The sequence below is a fragment of the Streptomyces sp. NPDC047028 genome (assembly GCF_040644095.1).
Classification (GTDB): Bacteria; Actinomycetota; Actinomycetes; order Streptomycetales; family Streptomycetaceae; genus Streptomyces.
This window is the reverse complement of sequence record NZ_JBEYVS010000013.1, coordinates 116558-132141: the sequence shown is the minus strand read 5'-3', so window position 1 is coordinate 132141 and position 15584 is coordinate 116558. Positions and strand designations below refer to the sequence as shown.

At 71.7% G+C, this 15584-nt stretch carries 17 protein-coding genes; 13 read left to right on the top strand and 4 right to left on the bottom strand.

Annotation, left to right across the window (positions count from 1 at the left end; translation table 11 throughout):
- Positions 1–2: 2 nt before the first annotated feature.
- A complete protein-coding gene (locus ABZ854_RS14585; RefSeq protein WP_361209518.1) occupies positions 3–1487 on the bottom strand; it encodes a regulator in 1485 nt (494 codons plus the stop codon).
- Positions 1488–1725: 238 nt separating this feature from the next.
- On the opposite strand from ABZ854_RS14585, the gene lipB reads away from it, so the two are divergent.
- From lipB to ABZ854_RS14565, 4 genes are all read left to right on the top strand, one after another.
- Positions 1726–2523 carry a lipoyl(octanoyl) transferase LipB gene (gene lipB / locus ABZ854_RS14580; RefSeq protein WP_361209515.1) on the top strand — a complete coding sequence of 266 codons (798 nt, stop codon included), beginning with the start codon at positions 1726–1728 and terminating at the stop codon, positions 2521–2523.
- A 114-nt stretch (positions 2524–2637) separates the two neighbouring features.
- Complete coding sequence (gene lipA / locus ABZ854_RS14575) at positions 2638–3627, top strand: lipoyl synthase (RefSeq protein ID WP_361209512.1); 990 nt, start codon at positions 2638–2640, stop codon at positions 3625–3627.
- A gap of 261 nt (positions 3628–3888) precedes the next feature.
- Positions 3889–4086, top strand: a complete 198-nt coding sequence (locus tag ABZ854_RS14570; protein ID WP_129309518.1) for a hypothetical protein — start codon at positions 3889–3891, stop codon at positions 4084–4086.
- A 63-nt stretch (positions 4087–4149) separates the two neighbouring features.
- Positions 4150–4851 (top strand): DUF4191 domain-containing protein, encoded by a 702-nt coding sequence (locus ABZ854_RS14565; RefSeq protein ID WP_361209509.1) that lies wholly within the window; start codon positions 4150–4152, stop codon positions 4849–4851.
- A gap of 142 nt (positions 4852–4993) precedes the next feature.
- Here the strand turns inward: ABZ854_RS14565 and ABZ854_RS14560 are convergent, their stop codons facing one another.
- Entirely contained in the window at positions 4994–5461 is a 468-nt protein-coding gene (locus ABZ854_RS14560; RefSeq protein WP_361209506.1) for an RDD family protein, read from the bottom strand.
- Between the two features lie 210 nt (positions 5462–5671).
- On the opposite strand from ABZ854_RS14560, the gene glnA reads away from it, so the two are divergent.
- From glnA to ABZ854_RS14535, 5 genes are all read left to right on the top strand, one after another.
- Positions 5672–7081: a type I glutamate--ammonia ligase gene (gene glnA / locus ABZ854_RS14555; RefSeq protein WP_129309515.1), complete on the top strand. Its 1410-nt coding sequence runs from the start codon at positions 5672–5674 to the stop codon at positions 7079–7081.
- Between the two features lie 193 nt (positions 7082–7274).
- Positions 7275–7532, top strand: coding sequence for a hypothetical protein (locus ABZ854_RS14550; protein WP_361209503.1), 258 nt, complete (start codon positions 7275–7277; stop codon positions 7530–7532).
- Positions 7532–8851: a HEAT repeat domain-containing protein gene (locus ABZ854_RS14545; protein ID WP_361209500.1), complete on the top strand. Its 1320-nt coding sequence runs from the start codon at positions 7532–7534 to the stop codon at positions 8849–8851. Before ABZ854_RS14550 ends, ABZ854_RS14545 begins: the two co-directional genes overlap by 1 nt.
- A gap of 128 nt (positions 8852–8979) precedes the next feature.
- Positions 8980–9897, top strand: coding sequence for a zinc metalloprotease HtpX (htpX, locus tag ABZ854_RS14540; RefSeq protein WP_361209497.1), 918 nt, complete (start codon positions 8980–8982; stop codon positions 9895–9897).
- A 3-nt stretch (positions 9898–9900) separates the two neighbouring features.
- The gene (locus ABZ854_RS14535) at positions 9901–10485 is read left to right on the top strand and encodes a hypothetical protein (RefSeq protein ID WP_361209494.1); all 585 of its coding nucleotides are present in this window, start codon (positions 9901–9903) and stop codon (positions 10483–10485) included.
- 16 nt (positions 10486–10501) lie between these two features.
- On the opposite strand, the gene ABZ854_RS14530 is transcribed toward ABZ854_RS14535, so the two are convergent.
- A complete protein-coding gene (locus ABZ854_RS14530) occupies positions 10502–10780 on the bottom strand; it encodes a hypothetical protein (protein WP_361209491.1) in 279 nt (92 codons plus the stop codon).
- 182 nt (positions 10781–10962) lie between these two features.
- Here ABZ854_RS14530 and ABZ854_RS14525 point away from each other — a divergent pair, with 182 nt between their 5' ends.
- On the top strand, positions 10963–12150 hold the full coding sequence (locus ABZ854_RS14525) for a winged helix DNA-binding domain-containing protein (protein WP_361209488.1): 1188 nt from the start codon (positions 10963–10965) through the stop codon (positions 12148–12150).
- A 118-nt stretch (positions 12151–12268) separates the two neighbouring features.
- On the opposite strand, the gene ABZ854_RS14520 is transcribed toward ABZ854_RS14525, so the two are convergent.
- Entirely contained in the window at positions 12269–12583 is a 315-nt protein-coding gene (locus tag ABZ854_RS14520; protein ID WP_361209485.1) for a hypothetical protein, read from the bottom strand.
- A 257-nt stretch (positions 12584–12840) separates the two neighbouring features.
- Here ABZ854_RS14520 and ABZ854_RS14515 point away from each other — a divergent pair, with 257 nt between their 5' ends.
- The 3 genes from ABZ854_RS14515 to glnII all read left to right on the top strand — a co-directional run bounded on the left by ABZ854_RS14515 (position 12841) and on the right by glnII (position 15365).
- Positions 12841–13209 carry an arsenate reductase family protein gene (locus ABZ854_RS14515; protein ID WP_361209482.1) on the top strand — a complete coding sequence of 123 codons (369 nt, stop codon included), beginning with the start codon at positions 12841–12843 and terminating at the stop codon, positions 13207–13209.
- Positions 13210–13329: 120 nt separating this feature from the next.
- Positions 13330–14061, top strand: coding sequence for a hypothetical protein (locus ABZ854_RS14510; protein ID WP_361209480.1), 732 nt, complete (start codon positions 13330–13332; stop codon positions 14059–14061).
- A 272-nt stretch (positions 14062–14333) separates the two neighbouring features.
- Positions 14334–15365 (top strand): glutamine synthetase, encoded by a 1032-nt coding sequence (gene glnII, locus ABZ854_RS14505; protein WP_361209477.1) that lies wholly within the window; start codon positions 14334–14336, stop codon positions 15363–15365.
- Positions 15366–15584: the final 219 nt, after the last annotated feature.

The following is a 15584-nucleotide window of genomic DNA, read 5'->3' as shown; positions in this document are numbered from 1 at the left end:
TCTCAGCCCAGGGCCGCCACCTTCTCCCGGTAGCCCCTCGCCGGGGCGGCGTCCTTGTAGGGCTCCAGGCGGCGCTCGAAGTCACGGACGTACTCGATCGCGCGGACCGAGCGCATCTCCGCGGCCTGGCCGGCGGCCTCCGCGGCCAGGGTGCAGGCCTGGTCGAGTTCGCCGAGGCCGAGGCGGGCGGTGGCGAGGACGACGCGGCAGAACAGGCGGCTGCGGGCATGCGCGGGGGCCCGCAGCCGCAGGGCCCGTTCGGCGTGCTGCGCGGCCGACCGGAACTGCTGGAGGTCGCGGTGGCAGTGCCCGAACTCGTCGGCGAGCTGTGCCTCGTCGAAGAACCGGGCCCAGTGCGGCACCTCGTCCCCGGGCCGGGCCGCCTCCAGGGCGCGCTCGGCCCGGACCAGTGCGCCGGTGCACGCCCGCACCTCGCCGAGCACCCCGTGCGCCCGCGCCTCCGCTGCGTGCAGCAGCGCCTGCACGACCGGCGGGCCGCCGGTGCCGACTCCCTGCTGGGCCACCCGGGCCAGCTGGACGGCCTCCCTGCCGTGCCCGAGGTACACGGCCTGGCGGCTCATGGTGACCAGCACGTAGGAGCCGTAGGCACGGTCGGCGGCGGCCTGGGACAGCCGCAGCGCCTGTACGAAGTAGCGCTGGGCGAGTCCGTGCGCCGCGATGTCGTACGACGTCCAGCCGGCGAGCCGGGTGAGGTCTGCGGCCGCGGCGAACAGGCGGCGGCCGGTCGGCTCGTCGTAGGCGCCGCGGAGCATGGGCTCGCACTCGTGTTCCAGGTAGCGCACGAGGGCCTGCCGGGCGTGGCCACCGCCGTAGGCGTCGTCGAGGGTGCGGAACAGCTCACCCACGGAGCGCAGCGCGGCGATGTCGCCACCGCTGACCTTGTGCCCCGCGCCCCGTTCGGCCTGTGCGCGCGGCCGGGGCGGCAGGGCGGGCGCGGACTCCACGCGTCCGGGTCCGGGCGCCGGCTTGTGCGGGCCCGGCCTGCCCTGCGCCGGTACCCGGGGCGTGCGCTCGCGGGCCACCCGGTCGTCGGCCTTGCCGATCAGCCAGTCCCGGCTGGGCACGACCAGCCCGGCCGGGGTGAACGCGATCTTGCGCAGTTCGCCGTGGCTACCGGAGTCCTTGCGCCACAGCCCGCTGACGATGTCCACGGCCTCCTCCGGGCTCGCCGCGAACTCCAGTCCGGCGTACACCGGCGCGCAGGCGTCCAGGCCGAGGTCCTGGGCGGTGAGCCGGCGTCCGAGGCGGCGGGTGAACACCTCGGCGATCAGGGCCGGGGTCGTACCCCGGGGCTGCTGGCCGCGCAGCCAGCGGGTGACGGATGTCTTGTCGTATCTGAGGTCGAGCCCGTGTTCCAGGCCGAGCTGGTCGACGCGTCGGGCGAGACCCGCGTTGGAGAACCCCGCTTCTGCGATGAGCGCGGCGAGCTGGCGGTTGGGGGTGCGCTGCGCGGGTCGGTCCGTCATGGTGCGGTGCGGTCTCCTGCCTTCCAGGCCTCTGAGGTGCCGGGATTGCCTGTGAGCTGCCCTTTTGGCCTCACGAACGGCGCGAATGTAGCGGAGAGTGAGCAGGTGATCGCACTCTTCCCGGTTCATTCATCCGATCGTGTGAGGATTGGCCGCAGGGCTGACGTTCGCGGGGCGGACGTACAGTGGCGTGGGCGCGTTTCGCGCCTGACGCCGGTCGCTGAGGGAGGCGCTTGCCGTGAGTGAGTTGCGGTTCGTCCGCATGGGGTTCGGTGCGGATGCCGTCGATTACCAGGAGGCCTGGGACGAGCAGCGCCGGGTGCACGCGGCCCGGTTCGCCGACGAGGCCCCCGACACCGTGCTGCTCCTGGAGCACCCCCCGGTGTACACGGCCGGCCGCCGCACCGCGGACAACGAGCGCCCGCTGGACGGCACCCCGGTCATCGACGTGGACCGCGGCGGCAAGATCACCTGGCACGGCCCGGGCCAGCTGGTCGGATACCCGATCCAGAAGCTGCCCCGCCCGGTGGACGTGGTCGCGCACGTCCGGCGCCTGGAGGAGGCCCTGATCCGCGTCTGCGCCGAGTACGGCGTCGAGACCACCCGGGTCGAGGGCCGCAGCGGCGTGTGGGTGCTCGGCGACCCGGTGGAGCAGCGCCCGGCGCTCGGCGGGCTGTCCCTCGACTTCGACCCGCGCCTGACGGACGAGGAGTTCGACCCCCGCCTCAACGGCCCCGAGTACGCGCCCTCGAACGCCGGGCAGCGCCGCGAGGACCGCAAGATCGCGGCGATCGGCATCCGCGTCGCCAAGGGCGTCACGATGCACGGCTTCTCGTTCAACGTGAACCCCGACAACAAGTGGTTCGACCGGATCATCCCGTGCGGCATCCGCGACGCGGGCGTCGCCTCCCTCGCGAACGAGCTGGGCCGCGACATCACGGTCGAGGAGGTCCTGCCGGTGGTGGAGAAGCACCTGAAGGACGTCCTGGAGAACGCGGACCTCAAGCCGAGGGTGATCGAGAAGGCATCCGCCTAGACCCTGCCCGGGGAATGCGCCCTGCGGTCATGAGGTTGGCCTCACTGGCAGGGCGCGAACAGCACGGGCGTACGCTGGTGTGCGCCGAAGAATCGAAGTCACAGGGAGCCGGTCGTGTCCGCAGTCGCACCCGACGGACGCAAGATGCTGCGCCTGGAGGTCCGCAACAGCCAGACCCCCATCGAGCGCAAGCCCGAGTGGATCAAGACCCGGGCGAAAATGGGCCCCGAGTACTCGAAGATGCAGAACCTCGTGAAGAGCGAGGGCCTGCACACGGTCTGCCAGGAAGCCGGCTGCCCGAACATCTACGAGTGCTGGGAGGACCGCGAGGCGACCTTCCTCATCGGCGGCGACCAGTGCACCCGGCGCTGCGACTTCTGCCAGATCGACACGGGCAAGCCCGAGGCGCTGGACCGTGACGAGCCGCGCCGCGTCGGCGAGTCGGTCGTTACCATGGACCTGAACTACGCCACGATCACCGGGGTCGCGCGCGACGACCTGGAGGACGGCGGCGCCTGGCTGTACGCGGAGACGGTCCGCCAGATCCACGCGCAGACCGCGGACCGCGCGGACGGCCGTACCAAGGTCGAACTGCTCGCCCCCGACTTCAACGCGGTGCCCGAGCAGCTGGCCGAGGTCTTCTCCTCCCGCCCCGAGGTCTTCGCGCACAACGTCGAGACGGTCCCCCGGATCTTCAAGCGGATCCGCCCCGGCTTCCGCTACGAGCGTTCGCTGAAGGTCATCACCGACGCCCGCGACTACGGCCTGGTCACCAAGTCCAACCTGATCCTCGGCATGGGCGAGACCCGCGAAGAGGTCAGCGAGGCGCTGCGCCAGCTGCACGAGGCGGGCTGCGAGCTGGTCACCATCACCCAGTACCTGCGCCCGTCCGTGCGCCACCACCCGGTGGACCGCTGGGTCAAGCCGCACGAGTTCGTGGAGCTGAAGGAGGAGGCCGAGCAGATCGGCTTCTCCGGTGTGATGTCCGGCCCGCTGGTCCGCTCCTCCTACCGGGCGGGGCGGCTGTACCAGATGGCCATCGAGCAGCGTCAATCAGCTGCTCCGCAGCGGGGAGGCGCCTACATCGCCTCGCAGGCTGTGTGAATTCACGCACAAGGAATTACCGGCCAGTAATGGCCGAGGTGACGCGGTCCCGGCCGTCCTCGCTGATGAGGGCACCCGCCGGGGCCGCGTCGGCGTCTTCCGGGCACTCCCCGGGGCTTCCGGGAGCGGAACCGATCCTTCATGGGTGTTTGACCGTCCGGTCATGCGCTGGTAACACCTGTCAGTGACACTGGATTCACGCACCGAAACCGCGCCCCGGAATCACAGTACGTTCACCAGTCCCGAGGGGGGACCCCGATCATGCAGGCCGCGCCCGTTCGCGCCACCGCCATTCCGTCCTTCACCAGCGCGCTGCGCGCCGTGGAGTCACTGCTGATGAGCGGCGGCCAGCGCACCGCCCGCCGCAACGCCTGGACCTCGGTCCTGGAGGACCGCCGCCGCGCCAAGGACCGCGTCGAGGCGCAGCGCGTCCTGGACCGGGCCGCCGGCCGCCCCTGAGTTCCCCGCGCGGCCGGGTACTGCCGTCGTGTTCACTCCTCCGGGCCACGTAGACTTCGTGACATGGCGAGGAAGGAAACGGCGGCGGATGCCGCGAACCCGGGGCGACTGAAGCAGATCGCTCTCACTTACAAGATGACCCGCAAGGCCGACACAAAGATCGGTCTTGTACTCGCGGCCGTCGGCATCGGAACCCTCGTTGTCCTCCTCGCGATCGGCTTTGCGATCGGCCACCCGGTCTACCTCGGGATCCTGGGCCTGCTCGCGGGCCTCCTGGCGACGGCGATCGTGTTCGGCCGTCGGGCCGAGCGGGCCGCGTTCGGGCAGATGGAGGGCCAGCCGGGCGCGGCGGCGGCGGTCCTGGACAACGTCGGCCGGGGCTGGACGACGACTCCGGCGGTGGCGATGAACCGCAGCCAGGACGTGGTGCACCGGGCGGTCGGCAAGGCCGGCATCGTGCTGGTCGCCGAGGGCAACCCGAACCGGGTGAAGGGCCTGCTGGCCGCCGAGAAGAAGAAGATGAACCGTGTGGTGGCCGACGTGCCGGTGCACGACGTGATCGTGGGCAACGGCGAGGGCCAGGTCCCGCTGAAGAAGCTGCGCACGACGATGCTGAAGTTTCCGCGTGTGCTGGCCGGTCCCCAGGTGACGGCGACCAATGACCGGTTGCGGGCCATGGGGGATCTGATGAGCAATATGCCGTTGCCGAAGGGGCCTATGCCCAAGGGGATGCGGATGCCCAAGGGTGGGCCGCGGGGGCGGTAGTTCCGTAGTTCGTCGGCTGCCGGCCGGTGGGGGCTTGTCGCGCAGTTCCCCGCGCCCCTTCGGGGCACGCACACGCGACGTACGCCGAAGGGGGCGCCCGGATCACTCCGGGCGCCCCCTTCGGCGTATACGAACGCGGCTCTCAGATGCGGACTTCCACCGTCTTCGCCAGGCGGTCGTGGAGGCCTCGGCCGTCTCGGTCCCAGATGAGGGCGGGGATGGCGAGGCAGAGGAGGAAGGTGCGGAGGAGGGAGCGGAGGGGGTTGACCGTGCCGGTCTCCAGGGAGAGGACGCGGACGCCGAAGAGGCGCTTGCCCGGGGTGAAGCCGATCGTGCCGACCGTCAGGGCGCTCATGACGAAGAAGATGAGCAGGGCCCAGTTGCTGGTGGCCTGGCTGTAGCCATGCGTGATCAGGCCGTATGCGATCAGTACGCAAAGGGCCCAGTCGACGGCGATCGCGCCGAGCCGCCTGCCGGGCCGGGCGATCGAGTTGGGGCCCGCCTCGGGGAGACCGAGCTGCTCGCCCCGGTAACCGAAGTCGGCCCCGGCGTCCTCCATGGCCGCGCGTGGCCCCGAGAGCCACGATCCGAGTGCTTGCCTGTTGTCCACCCGTCCACGGTACCGGCCCGCAAAAGTGGCGGAGGCGCCGAGGGGTGTGTCGGGGCTAACGTGGAACGGTGGCCGGTTAACTTCTGCGAAACAAATGGGTCACGCCCGAGAAATCACACGTCCCTAGGGTCGAGGACAGCGTGTGCCACCGCACTGGCCGCACGAACGATCTACCACCCCGGCGGGACGGTCGGGAGTAGGAGGAGCTGGATGTTCCAGAACGCCGACGAGGCCAAGAAGTTCATCGCGGACGAGGACGTCAAGTTCGTCGACGTCCGGTTCTGCGACCTGCCGGGCGTCATGCAGCACTTCACGTTGCCCGCCGAGGCGTTCGACCCCGACGACGAGCAGGCCTTCGACGGATCCTCGATCCGTGGTTTCCAGGCCATCCACGAGTCGGACATGTCCCTGCGCCCCGACCTGTCCACCGCCCGCGTGGACCCGTTCCGCCGCGACAAGACGCTCAACATCAACTTCTTCATCCACGACCCGATCACGGGCGAGCAGTACTCCCGTGACCCGCGCAACGTGGCGAAGAAGGCCGAGGCGTACCTGGCCTCCACCGGGATCGCCGACACCGCGTTCTTCGGCCCCGAGGCCGAGTTCTACGTGTTCGACAGCGTCCGCTTCCGGACCGCGGAGAACGAGTCCTTCTACCACATCGACTCCGAGGCGGGCGCCTGGAACACCGGTGCGCTGGAGGACAACCGCGGTTACAAGGTCCGCTACAAGGGCGGTTACTTCCCGGTCCCGCCGGTCGACCACTTCGCCGACCTGCGTGCCGAGATCTCCCTGGAGCTGGAGCGGTCCGGCCTGAAGGTCGAGCGCCAGCACCACGAGGTGGGCACGGCCGGCCAGGCGGAGATCAACTACAAGTTCAACACGCTGCTCGCCGCCGCCGACGACCTCCAGCTCTTCAAGTACATCGTGAAGAACGTGGCGTGGAAGAACGGCAAGACGGCGACCTTCATGCCGAAGCCGATCTTCGGTGACAACGGCTCGGGCATGCACGTGCACCAGTCGCTGTGGAGCAACGGCGAGCCCCTGTTCTACGACGAGGCCGGGTACGCGGGCCTGTCGGACACCGCCCGCTACTACATCGGCGGCATCCTCAAGCACGCCCCGTCGCTGCTGGCCTTCACCAACCCGACGGTGAACTCGTACCACCGCCTGGTGCCGGGCTTCGAGGCGCCGATCAACCTGGTGTACTCGCAGCGCAACCGCTCCGCGGCCATGCGTATCCCGATCACCGGTTCGAACCCGAAGGCCAAGCGCGTCGAGTTCCGCGCCCCGGACTCCTCCGGCAACCCGTACCTGGCCTTCTCCGCGCTGCTGCTCGCGGGCCTGGACGGCATCAAGAACAAGATCGAGCCGGCCGAGCCGATCGACAAGGACCTCTACGAGCTGGCTCCCGAGGAGCACGCCAACGTGGCGCAGGTCCCGACCTCCCTCGGCGCGGTCCTCGACCGCCTGGAGTCCGACCACGAGTTCCTCCTCCAGGGCGACGTGTTCACGCCGGACCTGATCGAGACGTGGATCGACTACAAGCGCGCGAACGAGATCGCCCCGCTGCAGCTGCGCCCGCACCCGCACGAGTTCGAGCTGTACTTCGACGTGTAGTCCGGCCCGAGGCCGGCCCCGGTCTCGTGTGCCGTCGCCGTCCCTGTGCGTCGCCGACGCCCCCGTCTCCGGTTCTCCGGAGGCGGGGGCGTCCCGCGTTCCCGGGGCCCGTGCAACCTTTTGCGCTTCCCAGACTTCCTATTGTCGGGGGATCATCCTCCCTGACCGCCGGACGGAGAGAGGTTGCACGGGGATGACTGAACAGGACGACTGGGAGCGGGAGTTCGATCACCGGTGGGCGAACTCCGCCGAGCACAAGGAGCCGTCCGCCCGCGCCCGGATGCTGGCCGCCCGCTGGAAGGAGAACCCGCCGGAACCGGCCCCCTTCCGCGCCGACCCCGAGCCGGTGGCGCCCCGCCGCTCGTCCTGGGTGTCCACGGCCATCGTCCTGGGCTGCGTGGCCGCGGTGATCCTGCTCCTCGGCTACGCCCAGCTCAGCTCCCCGTACTAGTGCTCCCGGACAGGCGAGAGGGCATTCGCGCCGCGCGGCACCTCGCCGCCGGCGCCACCCCGCACGAGGCCCTGGACACCGGCGACCCGGACGCCTGGATCGCCCTGGACGAAGGAACCCGGGCGGACCACTGGTACGCCGACCCGGACTGGGAGCGGTCCGACGGCGGCCGGGCCCTCATCGCCGCGCTGCGCGCCGGTGCCACGCTCACCGACGGGCAGCTCGCCCTCGCCCTGTGCCATCGCGACGGCCGCGTCCGGCACCGGGCGCTGGGGCGTGCCGCCGGCCGGCCCGCGCTGCTGCCGCTCGTCGTCCTGCGCTGCGCGGACTGGGCCGCCCCGGTCCGGGACCGGGCCCGTGAACGGCTCACCGACGCGCTGGACGAGGAGATGGCCGTACGGCTGGCGCCCCTGGTGCTGCGCCTCGGCCGGCGCGGCCGGGGCGACTTCGCCGCGGACCGGGTGGGCGAGTTGCTCGCCGGGGCTTCCGCGGGCGTGCTCGCGCCCCTGCTCACCGGTGCCGACCGGGGCGTACGACGGTACGCGTACGGCATCGCCACCGGCCGGGGTCTCCTCTCCCCTGTTGAACTGGCCCGCGCCGCCGCGCACGACGAGGACGCGGTGATCCAGAGCCGGTCCGCCGACGCCGCCCTGGCCGCCGTGACCGAGGAGGACGCCGAGGCGGTGCTGGCCGTGCTGCTCGGTGCCCGCGGTCCCCGGGCCCGGTCGGCCGGGGTGACCGCGCTGCGCCGGCTCGGCCGGCCCCGCCGAGCCGTCCCCTTCCTCGCGGACCGGTCGGCTCTGGTCCGGGCCTGCGCCCGGTACGTCGTACGGCAGCACGGCACCGACCCGCTGCCCTGGTACCGGGACCGGTGTGCCGACCCGGCCGACCCGGCGCTGCCGCCGGGAGCCGCGCTCGGCCTCGGCGAGTGCGGGCAGCGGGCGGACGCCGCCCTGTTGTGGCCCCTGCTGGAGCATCCGGCTCCGGCGGTCCGGGCGAAGGCGGTGGCCGGCCTGCGGGCCCTGGACGTCACCGACGTGCCCCGGATGCGGCGGCTGCTGGACGACCCGGCACCCGGGGTGGTGCGCGAGGCCACCCTGGCCCTGGCGGCCTCAGCCGACGCACTGCCCGCCGACTGGCTGCTGGAGCGGCTGGACACCGGGCGGCCCCGGTGGGTGCGGGCGTCCGCCGCGCGGCTGATCGGCGCGCACGAGGCGGCCGTACGCATGCGGGCCGCCCGGGTGCTGCTCGGCGACCCGGACGACCGGCTGCGGGCCCGCGCGGAGCAGGCGGTACAACGGTTGCGAGGCCGGGGGTGACTGTCGGCGACGGGTGGCGACATACCGGGAGCTTTTGCTGCTCCTAGGGGCGATCGGGACCGCTTCATGGGGGTCGGCAGGTGCACACTGGACAGCGGGACGAGTGCCTGACTGCGGGGTGATGCAAGATGCAGAGCCGCTTCCGGAGCGACCGGCGGTTGACCGTGCGTATGGGGGTCACGCTGTTCCTGCTCGGGTTGCTGTACGTGGGCTTCGTCGCCGCGTTGATCGTGCTGCTGAAGTCGTGGGTGCTGGTCGTGGTGGTCGCGGCGGGGCTTCTCGTCGCCCAGTACTGGTTCTCCGACCGCATCGCGCTGTACGCGATGCACGGCCGGATCGTGGAGCGCGAGGAGTATCCGGACCTGCACGGGGTGATCGACCGGCTGTGCGCACAGGCGGACATGCCGAAGCCGGTCGTCGCCGTGTCCCGGATGGACATGCCGAACGCGTTCGCGACCGGGCGGAACCCCGATCACGCGGTGATCTGCGTGACGACGGGGCTGATGCGCAGACTGGAGCCGGGCGAGCTGGAGGGCGTCCTCGCGCACGAGCTGTCGCACGTGGCGCACAAGGACGTCGCCGTGATCACGGTCGCGTCCTTCCTGGGCGTGATCGCGGGCCTGATGGTCCGGTTCGCGTTCTACTCGGAGCTGTTCCGGGGCCGCAAGGACCAGAACACGATGGCCGTGTTCGCCATCGTGATGGGTGTCTCGGCCGCCGTGTACGCGATCAGCTTCCTGCTCATCCGGGCCCTGTCCCGGTACCGGGAGCTGGCCGCCGACCGGGCCGCGGCCCATCTGACGGGGCGCCCCTCGGCGCTGGCGTCCGCGCTGACCAAGGTCACCGGGGACATCGCCCGCATCCCGAGCGAGGACCTGCGCACCGCCCAGGCGTTCAACGCGTTCTACTTCACCCCGGCCCTGGGCGCCGAGCCCGGCATCGCCCGCCTGTTCTCCACGCACCCGACGCTGGAGCAGCGGCTGGAGCAGCTGGGCCGTATCTCCGCCGAGCTGGGCGAGGCGGCGGCACCGGGGAAGGCGGGCTGAGTCTTGGGGCTGCTGGACATCCTGCTGGGCCGTACGAAACCCGTCGCGCCCGACCTAGATCAGCTGTTCGGGCTGCCGTCGGCGGCGATCACGCTCCAGGCCTCGGCCGGTTTCACACCGACCGGGGCCGGTGCGGTCTGCTTCGCCACGGTGGAGGGCGCGGCCTTCGAGCAGACCCACCGGGAGGTCCAGGCCCTGCTCGACGCGGACACCGACCGCACCGGGCCGCCGGTGGCGTTCAGCCAGGACGACTACGGCTACTCGTGGCTGGTCTCCCACCGCGCCCCCGACGAGCTGCCGGAGCTGGTCACCGACCTGCACGCGGTGAACACCTCGATGGAGGTCAACGGCTTTGGCCCCCAGCTCCTGTGCTCCCTGGCCGCGTTCACCGACGACCGGGACCGCCGCCTGGCCCTGGTCTACCTGTACAAGCGCGGCGCGTTCTACCCCTTCGCCCCGCTGCCCGGCGGGGCGAAGCGCCGGGACAACGCGCTGGAGCTGCAGTTGAAGGCGACCCTCGCGAACGACCTGCGGATCGAGCAGGACCTGAGCCGCTGGTTCCCCGTGTGGGGCGCCCCCGGCCTGTGACCGGGGGCGCCGGGCCTCACTTGGTCCGCCCATGCTCCTGGCGCCGGGCCTCGAAGGGGCGCTCGCGGCGGTAGCGGCGCTCCCACTTGGCCTGGCGGTCCCGGCGGTCGCGGTAGGCGCGGTAGGAGTCGGGCGGGGGCGCGGGTGTGCCGGTGGTGGGAGGGGCCGTACCGGGCGAGCCCCTGCCGTGTCTCACGTACAGGCACAACAGGGTGACGGCGGCCAGCCACCAGACGTGGTTCTCGATGCCGAGGACCACCAGGACGGCGGTCGCGGCGAGGACGAAACTGCGCATGTCGGACCTCCGTGGGTGTGGTTTGCCGGTTTCGTGACGCCCTTTCAGCGTAGGGAGGCGGTTACGGGGCGTGCACCTGGTTTTCCGTACGGTGGCGCGGGCGGGACGGTCGATTGTCAGTGGGGTCGGAGAGGATGGGGGCAGGAGTCGGAGCTGACGTGATGTGACGGGTGGAGGTCGGCATGGGTGAGAGTGGGCGGCGGCACATCGACGCGGCGGAACGGCGGGCCCGGCTGGCCCTGCGGCACCGGCTGGCGGGTGCGGCGCGCGCGGGAAGTCCCGAGGAGGTCGCGGGCTCGCTGGTCGCGCTGCACGGCACGGATCCGGCGACGGTGTATCTGGCAGTGGCCGCGCGGCTGGCCGAGCCGGCGAAGGCGCTGCCCGAGACCGAGCGCGCGCTGTACGAGGACCGCACGCTCGTGCGCATGCACGGCATGCGGCACACGGTGTTCGTGTTCCCCACGGAGCTGACGGCGGTCGTCCACGCCTCGACCGGTCTGACGGTGGCCGCCCGGGAGCGGGCGAAACTGGTGAAGGACATGGCCGACGCGGGCGCCCCGGACGCGGCCTGGCTGACGGAGGTGGAGGTCTCGACGCTGGCCGCGCTGGCCCGGAGGGGACAGGCGACGGCGTCGGAGCTCGCGGTGGACGAGCCGCGCCTGCGCGAACAGTTCGCGTACGCGGCGGGGAAGAGCTACGAGGGCGTCCACACGGTCTCCTCGCGCCTGCTGCGGGTGCTGGGCGTCGAGGGGAAGGTGGTCCGTGGCCGCCCGCTCGGCTCCTGGACGTCCACCCAGTTCCGCTGGGCGGTGGCGCCCCCGCACCCGGAGCTTGACCCGGCGGCGGCCCAGGCGGAGCTGCTGGAGCGCTGGCTCGGCGCGTGCGGCCCGGCGACGGAGGCGGATCTGAAGTGGTGGACGGGCTGGCGGGTGACCGAGGTCCGCCGGGCCCTGGCGGCGATCGGCGCGCGGGAGGTGTCCCTGGACGAGGGCACGGGATACGTCACCGCCGGCGACACGGCTCCGGTACGGCCCCCGGAGGAGCCCTGGGCGGCCCTGCTGCCCGGCCTGGATCCGACGGCGATGGGCTGGCAGCAGCGGGACTGGTACCTCGCCCCGGACATGCGCCCCCTGCTCTTCGACCGCAGCGGCAACGTGGGGCCGACGGTGTGGTGGAACGGCCGGGTGGTGGGCGGCTGGGGCCGGCGTCCGGACGGCGAGATCGTCTGGCGGATCGTGGAGCGGGACGGCGCGGGCGCGGAGGCCGCGGCGGCCGTCGCGGCGGAGGCCGAGCGGCTGCGGGGGTGGGCGGGTACGACGAGGATCACGCCGCGTTTCCGGACGCCGCTGGAGAAGGAGTTGTCCGCGTGAGCCGTCCGGCGGGGGGTGCGTCCTCCCTGCCGGGGGTGCTGTGGCGGCAGGCGGCGGGGAGGCGCCGGGTGCCCCGCCTCGTGCGGCGGAGCACCCGGCGCCCGATGACCCCGTCGCGTCAGCGGTGGTAGCGCATGAACGCCCGCACCATGCGGCACGTCGTGGCGGACGGCGGGTGCACGCCTATCGTCTCCGCCGTGTCCCGGATCGTCTCGTCGCGGGCCTGGTCGGGCAGGTAGACCCCGGAGTCCAGCAGGGCGATGGCGAGGCGCATGGCCTTCAGGCGGCGGTTGTGCGTCTGGTACCACTCGCGCGGCCGCCCGGCGGGCAGCGGGCGCTTCTCCAGCGGCACGTACGGCGAGTCCAGCCGGACGGCACGCCTGGCGGTGGACTGGGTCGGCAACGGCTTCGGCTTGAGTGCGGCAGCGGGCACGGGCATCCTCCTGTCGCGATCAGAGCATGCGCCGGACGCCCCGGCGATGCTCTCGAACACTGACTCCAGTCTACTGCCCACCACTGACATCGAGCAGTCCGCCCGGACGGGCAAATCGGCTGGTGGGCCGGGTAATTGTCGGTGTGTCACGGCCGTGTCGAGAGGGGCCCGGGAGACGGCCGAAAATCGAACAGAGGGGGCCGGCGGAGGTGTCCCCGGTGCACCGGCGCAGGGAGATCCTCGCGTACCGTGGGGGTATGGAGATCTGGATCAATCCGGCCTGCTCGAAGTGCCGTAGCGCCATCAGTCTGCTGGACGCCGAGGGGGCCGAGTACAAGGTCCGGCGGTACCTGGAGGACGTGCCGAGCGCGGCCGAGATCAGGGCCGTGCTCGACCGGCTCGGGCTGGAGCCGTGGGACATCACACGCACCCAGGAGGCGGACGCCAGGGAACTGGGACTCAAGGAGTGGGCCCGGGACGAGGCGTCGCGGGACCGGTGGATCACGGCCCTCGCCGAGCACCCCAAGCTCATCCAGCGGCCCATCATCACGGCGGACGACGGAACCGCCCTGGTGGCCCGCAGCGAGGACGCCGTACAGGAGGCGCTGTCCCGCACCAGGAGCTGAACTGCGCTCAACTCCACTGTGATCCAGGTTACTTGGATTGAGTCCCGGAACCGCTGAGTAACCACGTTCGGCATCTCGTACATAGCGGCGTACGCTCCCCTACCTCTTCAGGAGGCGCGCATGTCGCGTAGGAGAACTCTCGGGACGAAGAAGAAGATCGCGCTGCTCGTCAGTGCCGCGGCGGTGGCGGGCGGCGGGGCCTTCGCGCTGGCGTCCACGTCGAACGCGGCGCAGAGTCCGCCGGGCGCGCGAACGCTGTCCGCCGCGGACGGCTCCACCGTCTGCCAGGGGCTGGCCACGGCCCTCGGCAACAACGAGCGGTTCATCGCCGGGCAGCAGGCCAGTCCCGACTCGCAGTCGGCGGCCCGGATCGCCAACCGGCAGGCGGTCATCGCGCAGATCAAGGTCCAGCAGAAGGCGTCCGGTTGCACCGTTGGGGAGTCGGCTCAGGGCTCCCAGTCGGGGCAGGGCGGCGACGCGCAGACGGGCAGCGGTCAGCAGGGCGGGAACGCCCAGCAGGGCGCTGGCCAGCAGGCCGGCGACGGGCAGGACACCGGGCAGCAGGCCGGTGCCGGGCAGGACACCGGTCAGCAGGCCGGTGCCGGGCAGCAGGTCTGCAAGGGGTCCACGGTCACGCTCTCCGGCGAGGGCGGCGCCCCGGCCGCGTCCAGCAACCAGTTCCCGGCCGGGACGACGCTGAAGGTCACCAACCTGGACAACAACAAGTCGACCACGGTGAAGGTCACCTCCGTCTCCGGCAGCTGCGTCCTGCTCAACAACTCCGCGTTCGAGCAGGTCCGGGAGTCCGGCAAGTTCCTGATCCGCCGAGCGCTGATCGAGAAGGTGGGGTGAGGCTCAACCGGACAGGAAGTCGCTGAGGCGGTCGGCCGCGGCCACCACCTCCGTCGGGTCATGGGTCCTGCTGTTCGCGGCCACGAGCAGCAGGACCGGCGCCGTCAGCGCAGCGCAGCGCGTGCGTCCACGGGTAACACGGGGTTCACACACGGGCAATGGACGGGAAACGGCCTGTTGACAGGCTGCGGAGCAGTTCGGTACGGCGCCCCGGTGCCGCAGCGCCGCACTCCCCGCACCCGCGCCCGACCCACCCCGAAGGATGTGGCCCCGTGACCTTCAAGGCTGAGTACATCTGGATCGACGGCACCGCGCCGACGGCCAAGCTGCGTTCCAAGACGAAGATCGTCACGGATGCCCCGGCCGGTCTCGACGCGCTGCCCCTCTGGGGCTTCGACGGGTCCTCCACCAACCAGGCCGAGGGCCACTCCTCGGACTGTGTGCTCAGGCCGGTCTTCACCTGCCCGGATCCGATCCGCGGCGGCGACGACATCCTGGTGCTGTGCGAGGTCCTGGACACGGACATGACCCCGCACCCGTCCAACACCCGGGCGGAGCTGGCCGAGGTCGCGGAGCGGTTCGCCGCGCAGGAGCCGGTCTTCGGCATCGAGCAGGAGTACACGTTCTTCGACGGCACCCGTCCGCTCGGCTTCCCCCAGGGCGGCTTCCCGGCCCCGCAGGGCGGCTACTACTGCGGTGTCGGCGCCGACGAGATCTTCGGCCGGGACGTCGTCGAGGCCCACCTCGACAACTGCCTGAAGGCCGGGCTCGGCATCTCGGGCATCAACGCCGAGGTCATGCCGGGCCAGTGGGAGTTCCAGGTCGGGCCGCTCGCCCCGCTGGAGGTCTCCGATCAGATGTGGGTGGCCCGCTGGCTGCTGTACCGCACCGCCGAGGACTTCGGTGTCTCCGCGACGCTGGACCCGAAGCCGGTCAAGGGGGACTGGAACGGGGCGGGCGCGCACACCAACTTCTCCACCAGGGCCATGCGTGAGGGCTACGACGCGATCATCACCGCCTGCGAGTCCCTCGGGGAGGGGTCCAAGCCGCTGGACCACGTCAAGAACTACGGCGCCGGCATCGACGAGCGGCTGACGGGGCTGCACGAGACGGCGCCGTGGGACCGGTACTCGTACGGGGTGTCGGACCGGGGGGCCTCGGTGCGGATTCCCTGGCAGGTCGAGAAGGAGGGCAAGGGGTACATCGAGGACCGGCGTCCCAACGCCAACGTGGATCCGTACGTCGTGACGCGGCTGCTGGTCGACACGTGTTGCTCCGCGCTGGAGAAGGCCGGCCAGGTCTAGGTTCGGGTGACTGCATCTGCGGTGCGGTGCCGGGCGGGTTCGCGTCTGCCCGGTTCTGCGCGTTGCCGGGTGCGGGTGCCTTGTGGCTGGTCGCGCAGTTCCCCGCGCCCCTTACGGGGCATCCGGCCGTGTTTCGGCCGCGGGTGCTTCGTGGCCGGGCGCGCCCGCGTGGCGGGGCCGGAAATTGACGCAGCCGCGCGTCCCTGCGGGGCGCTACCG

Bases quoted from the DNA above. Each gene is read 5' to 3' on its own strand.
- ABZ854_RS14585 (WP_361209518.1), bottom strand. From the start codon at position 1,487: ATGACGGACCGACCCGCGCAGCGCACCCCCAACCGCCAGCTCGCCGCG.
- ABZ854_RS14570 (WP_129309518.1), top strand. From the start codon at position 3,889: ATGCAGGCCGCGCCCGTTCGCGCCACCGCCATTCCGTCCTTCACCAGC.
- ABZ854_RS14565 (WP_361209509.1), top strand. From the start codon at position 4,150: ATGGCGAGGAAGGAAACGGCGGCGGATGCCGCGAACCCGGGGCGACTG.
- glnA (WP_129309515.1), top strand. From the start codon at position 5,672: ATGTTCCAGAACGCCGACGAGGCCAAGAAGTTCATCGCGGACGAGGAC.
- ABZ854_RS14550 (WP_361209503.1), top strand. From the start codon at position 7,275: ATGACTGAACAGGACGACTGGGAGCGGGAGTTCGATCACCGGTGGGCG.
- htpX (WP_361209497.1), top strand. From the start codon at position 8,980: ATGCAGAGCCGCTTCCGGAGCGACCGGCGGTTGACCGTGCGTATGGGG.
- ABZ854_RS14530 (WP_361209491.1), bottom strand. From the start codon at position 10,780: ATGCGCAGTTTCGTCCTCGCCGCGACCGCCGTCCTGGTGGTCCTCGGC.
- ABZ854_RS14525 (WP_361209488.1), top strand. From the start codon at position 10,963: ATGGGTGAGAGTGGGCGGCGGCACATCGACGCGGCGGAACGGCGGGCC.
- ABZ854_RS14515 (WP_361209482.1), top strand. From the start codon at position 12,841: ATGGAGATCTGGATCAATCCGGCCTGCTCGAAGTGCCGTAGCGCCATC.
- ABZ854_RS14510 (WP_361209480.1), top strand. From the start codon at position 13,330: ATGTCGCGTAGGAGAACTCTCGGGACGAAGAAGAAGATCGCGCTGCTC.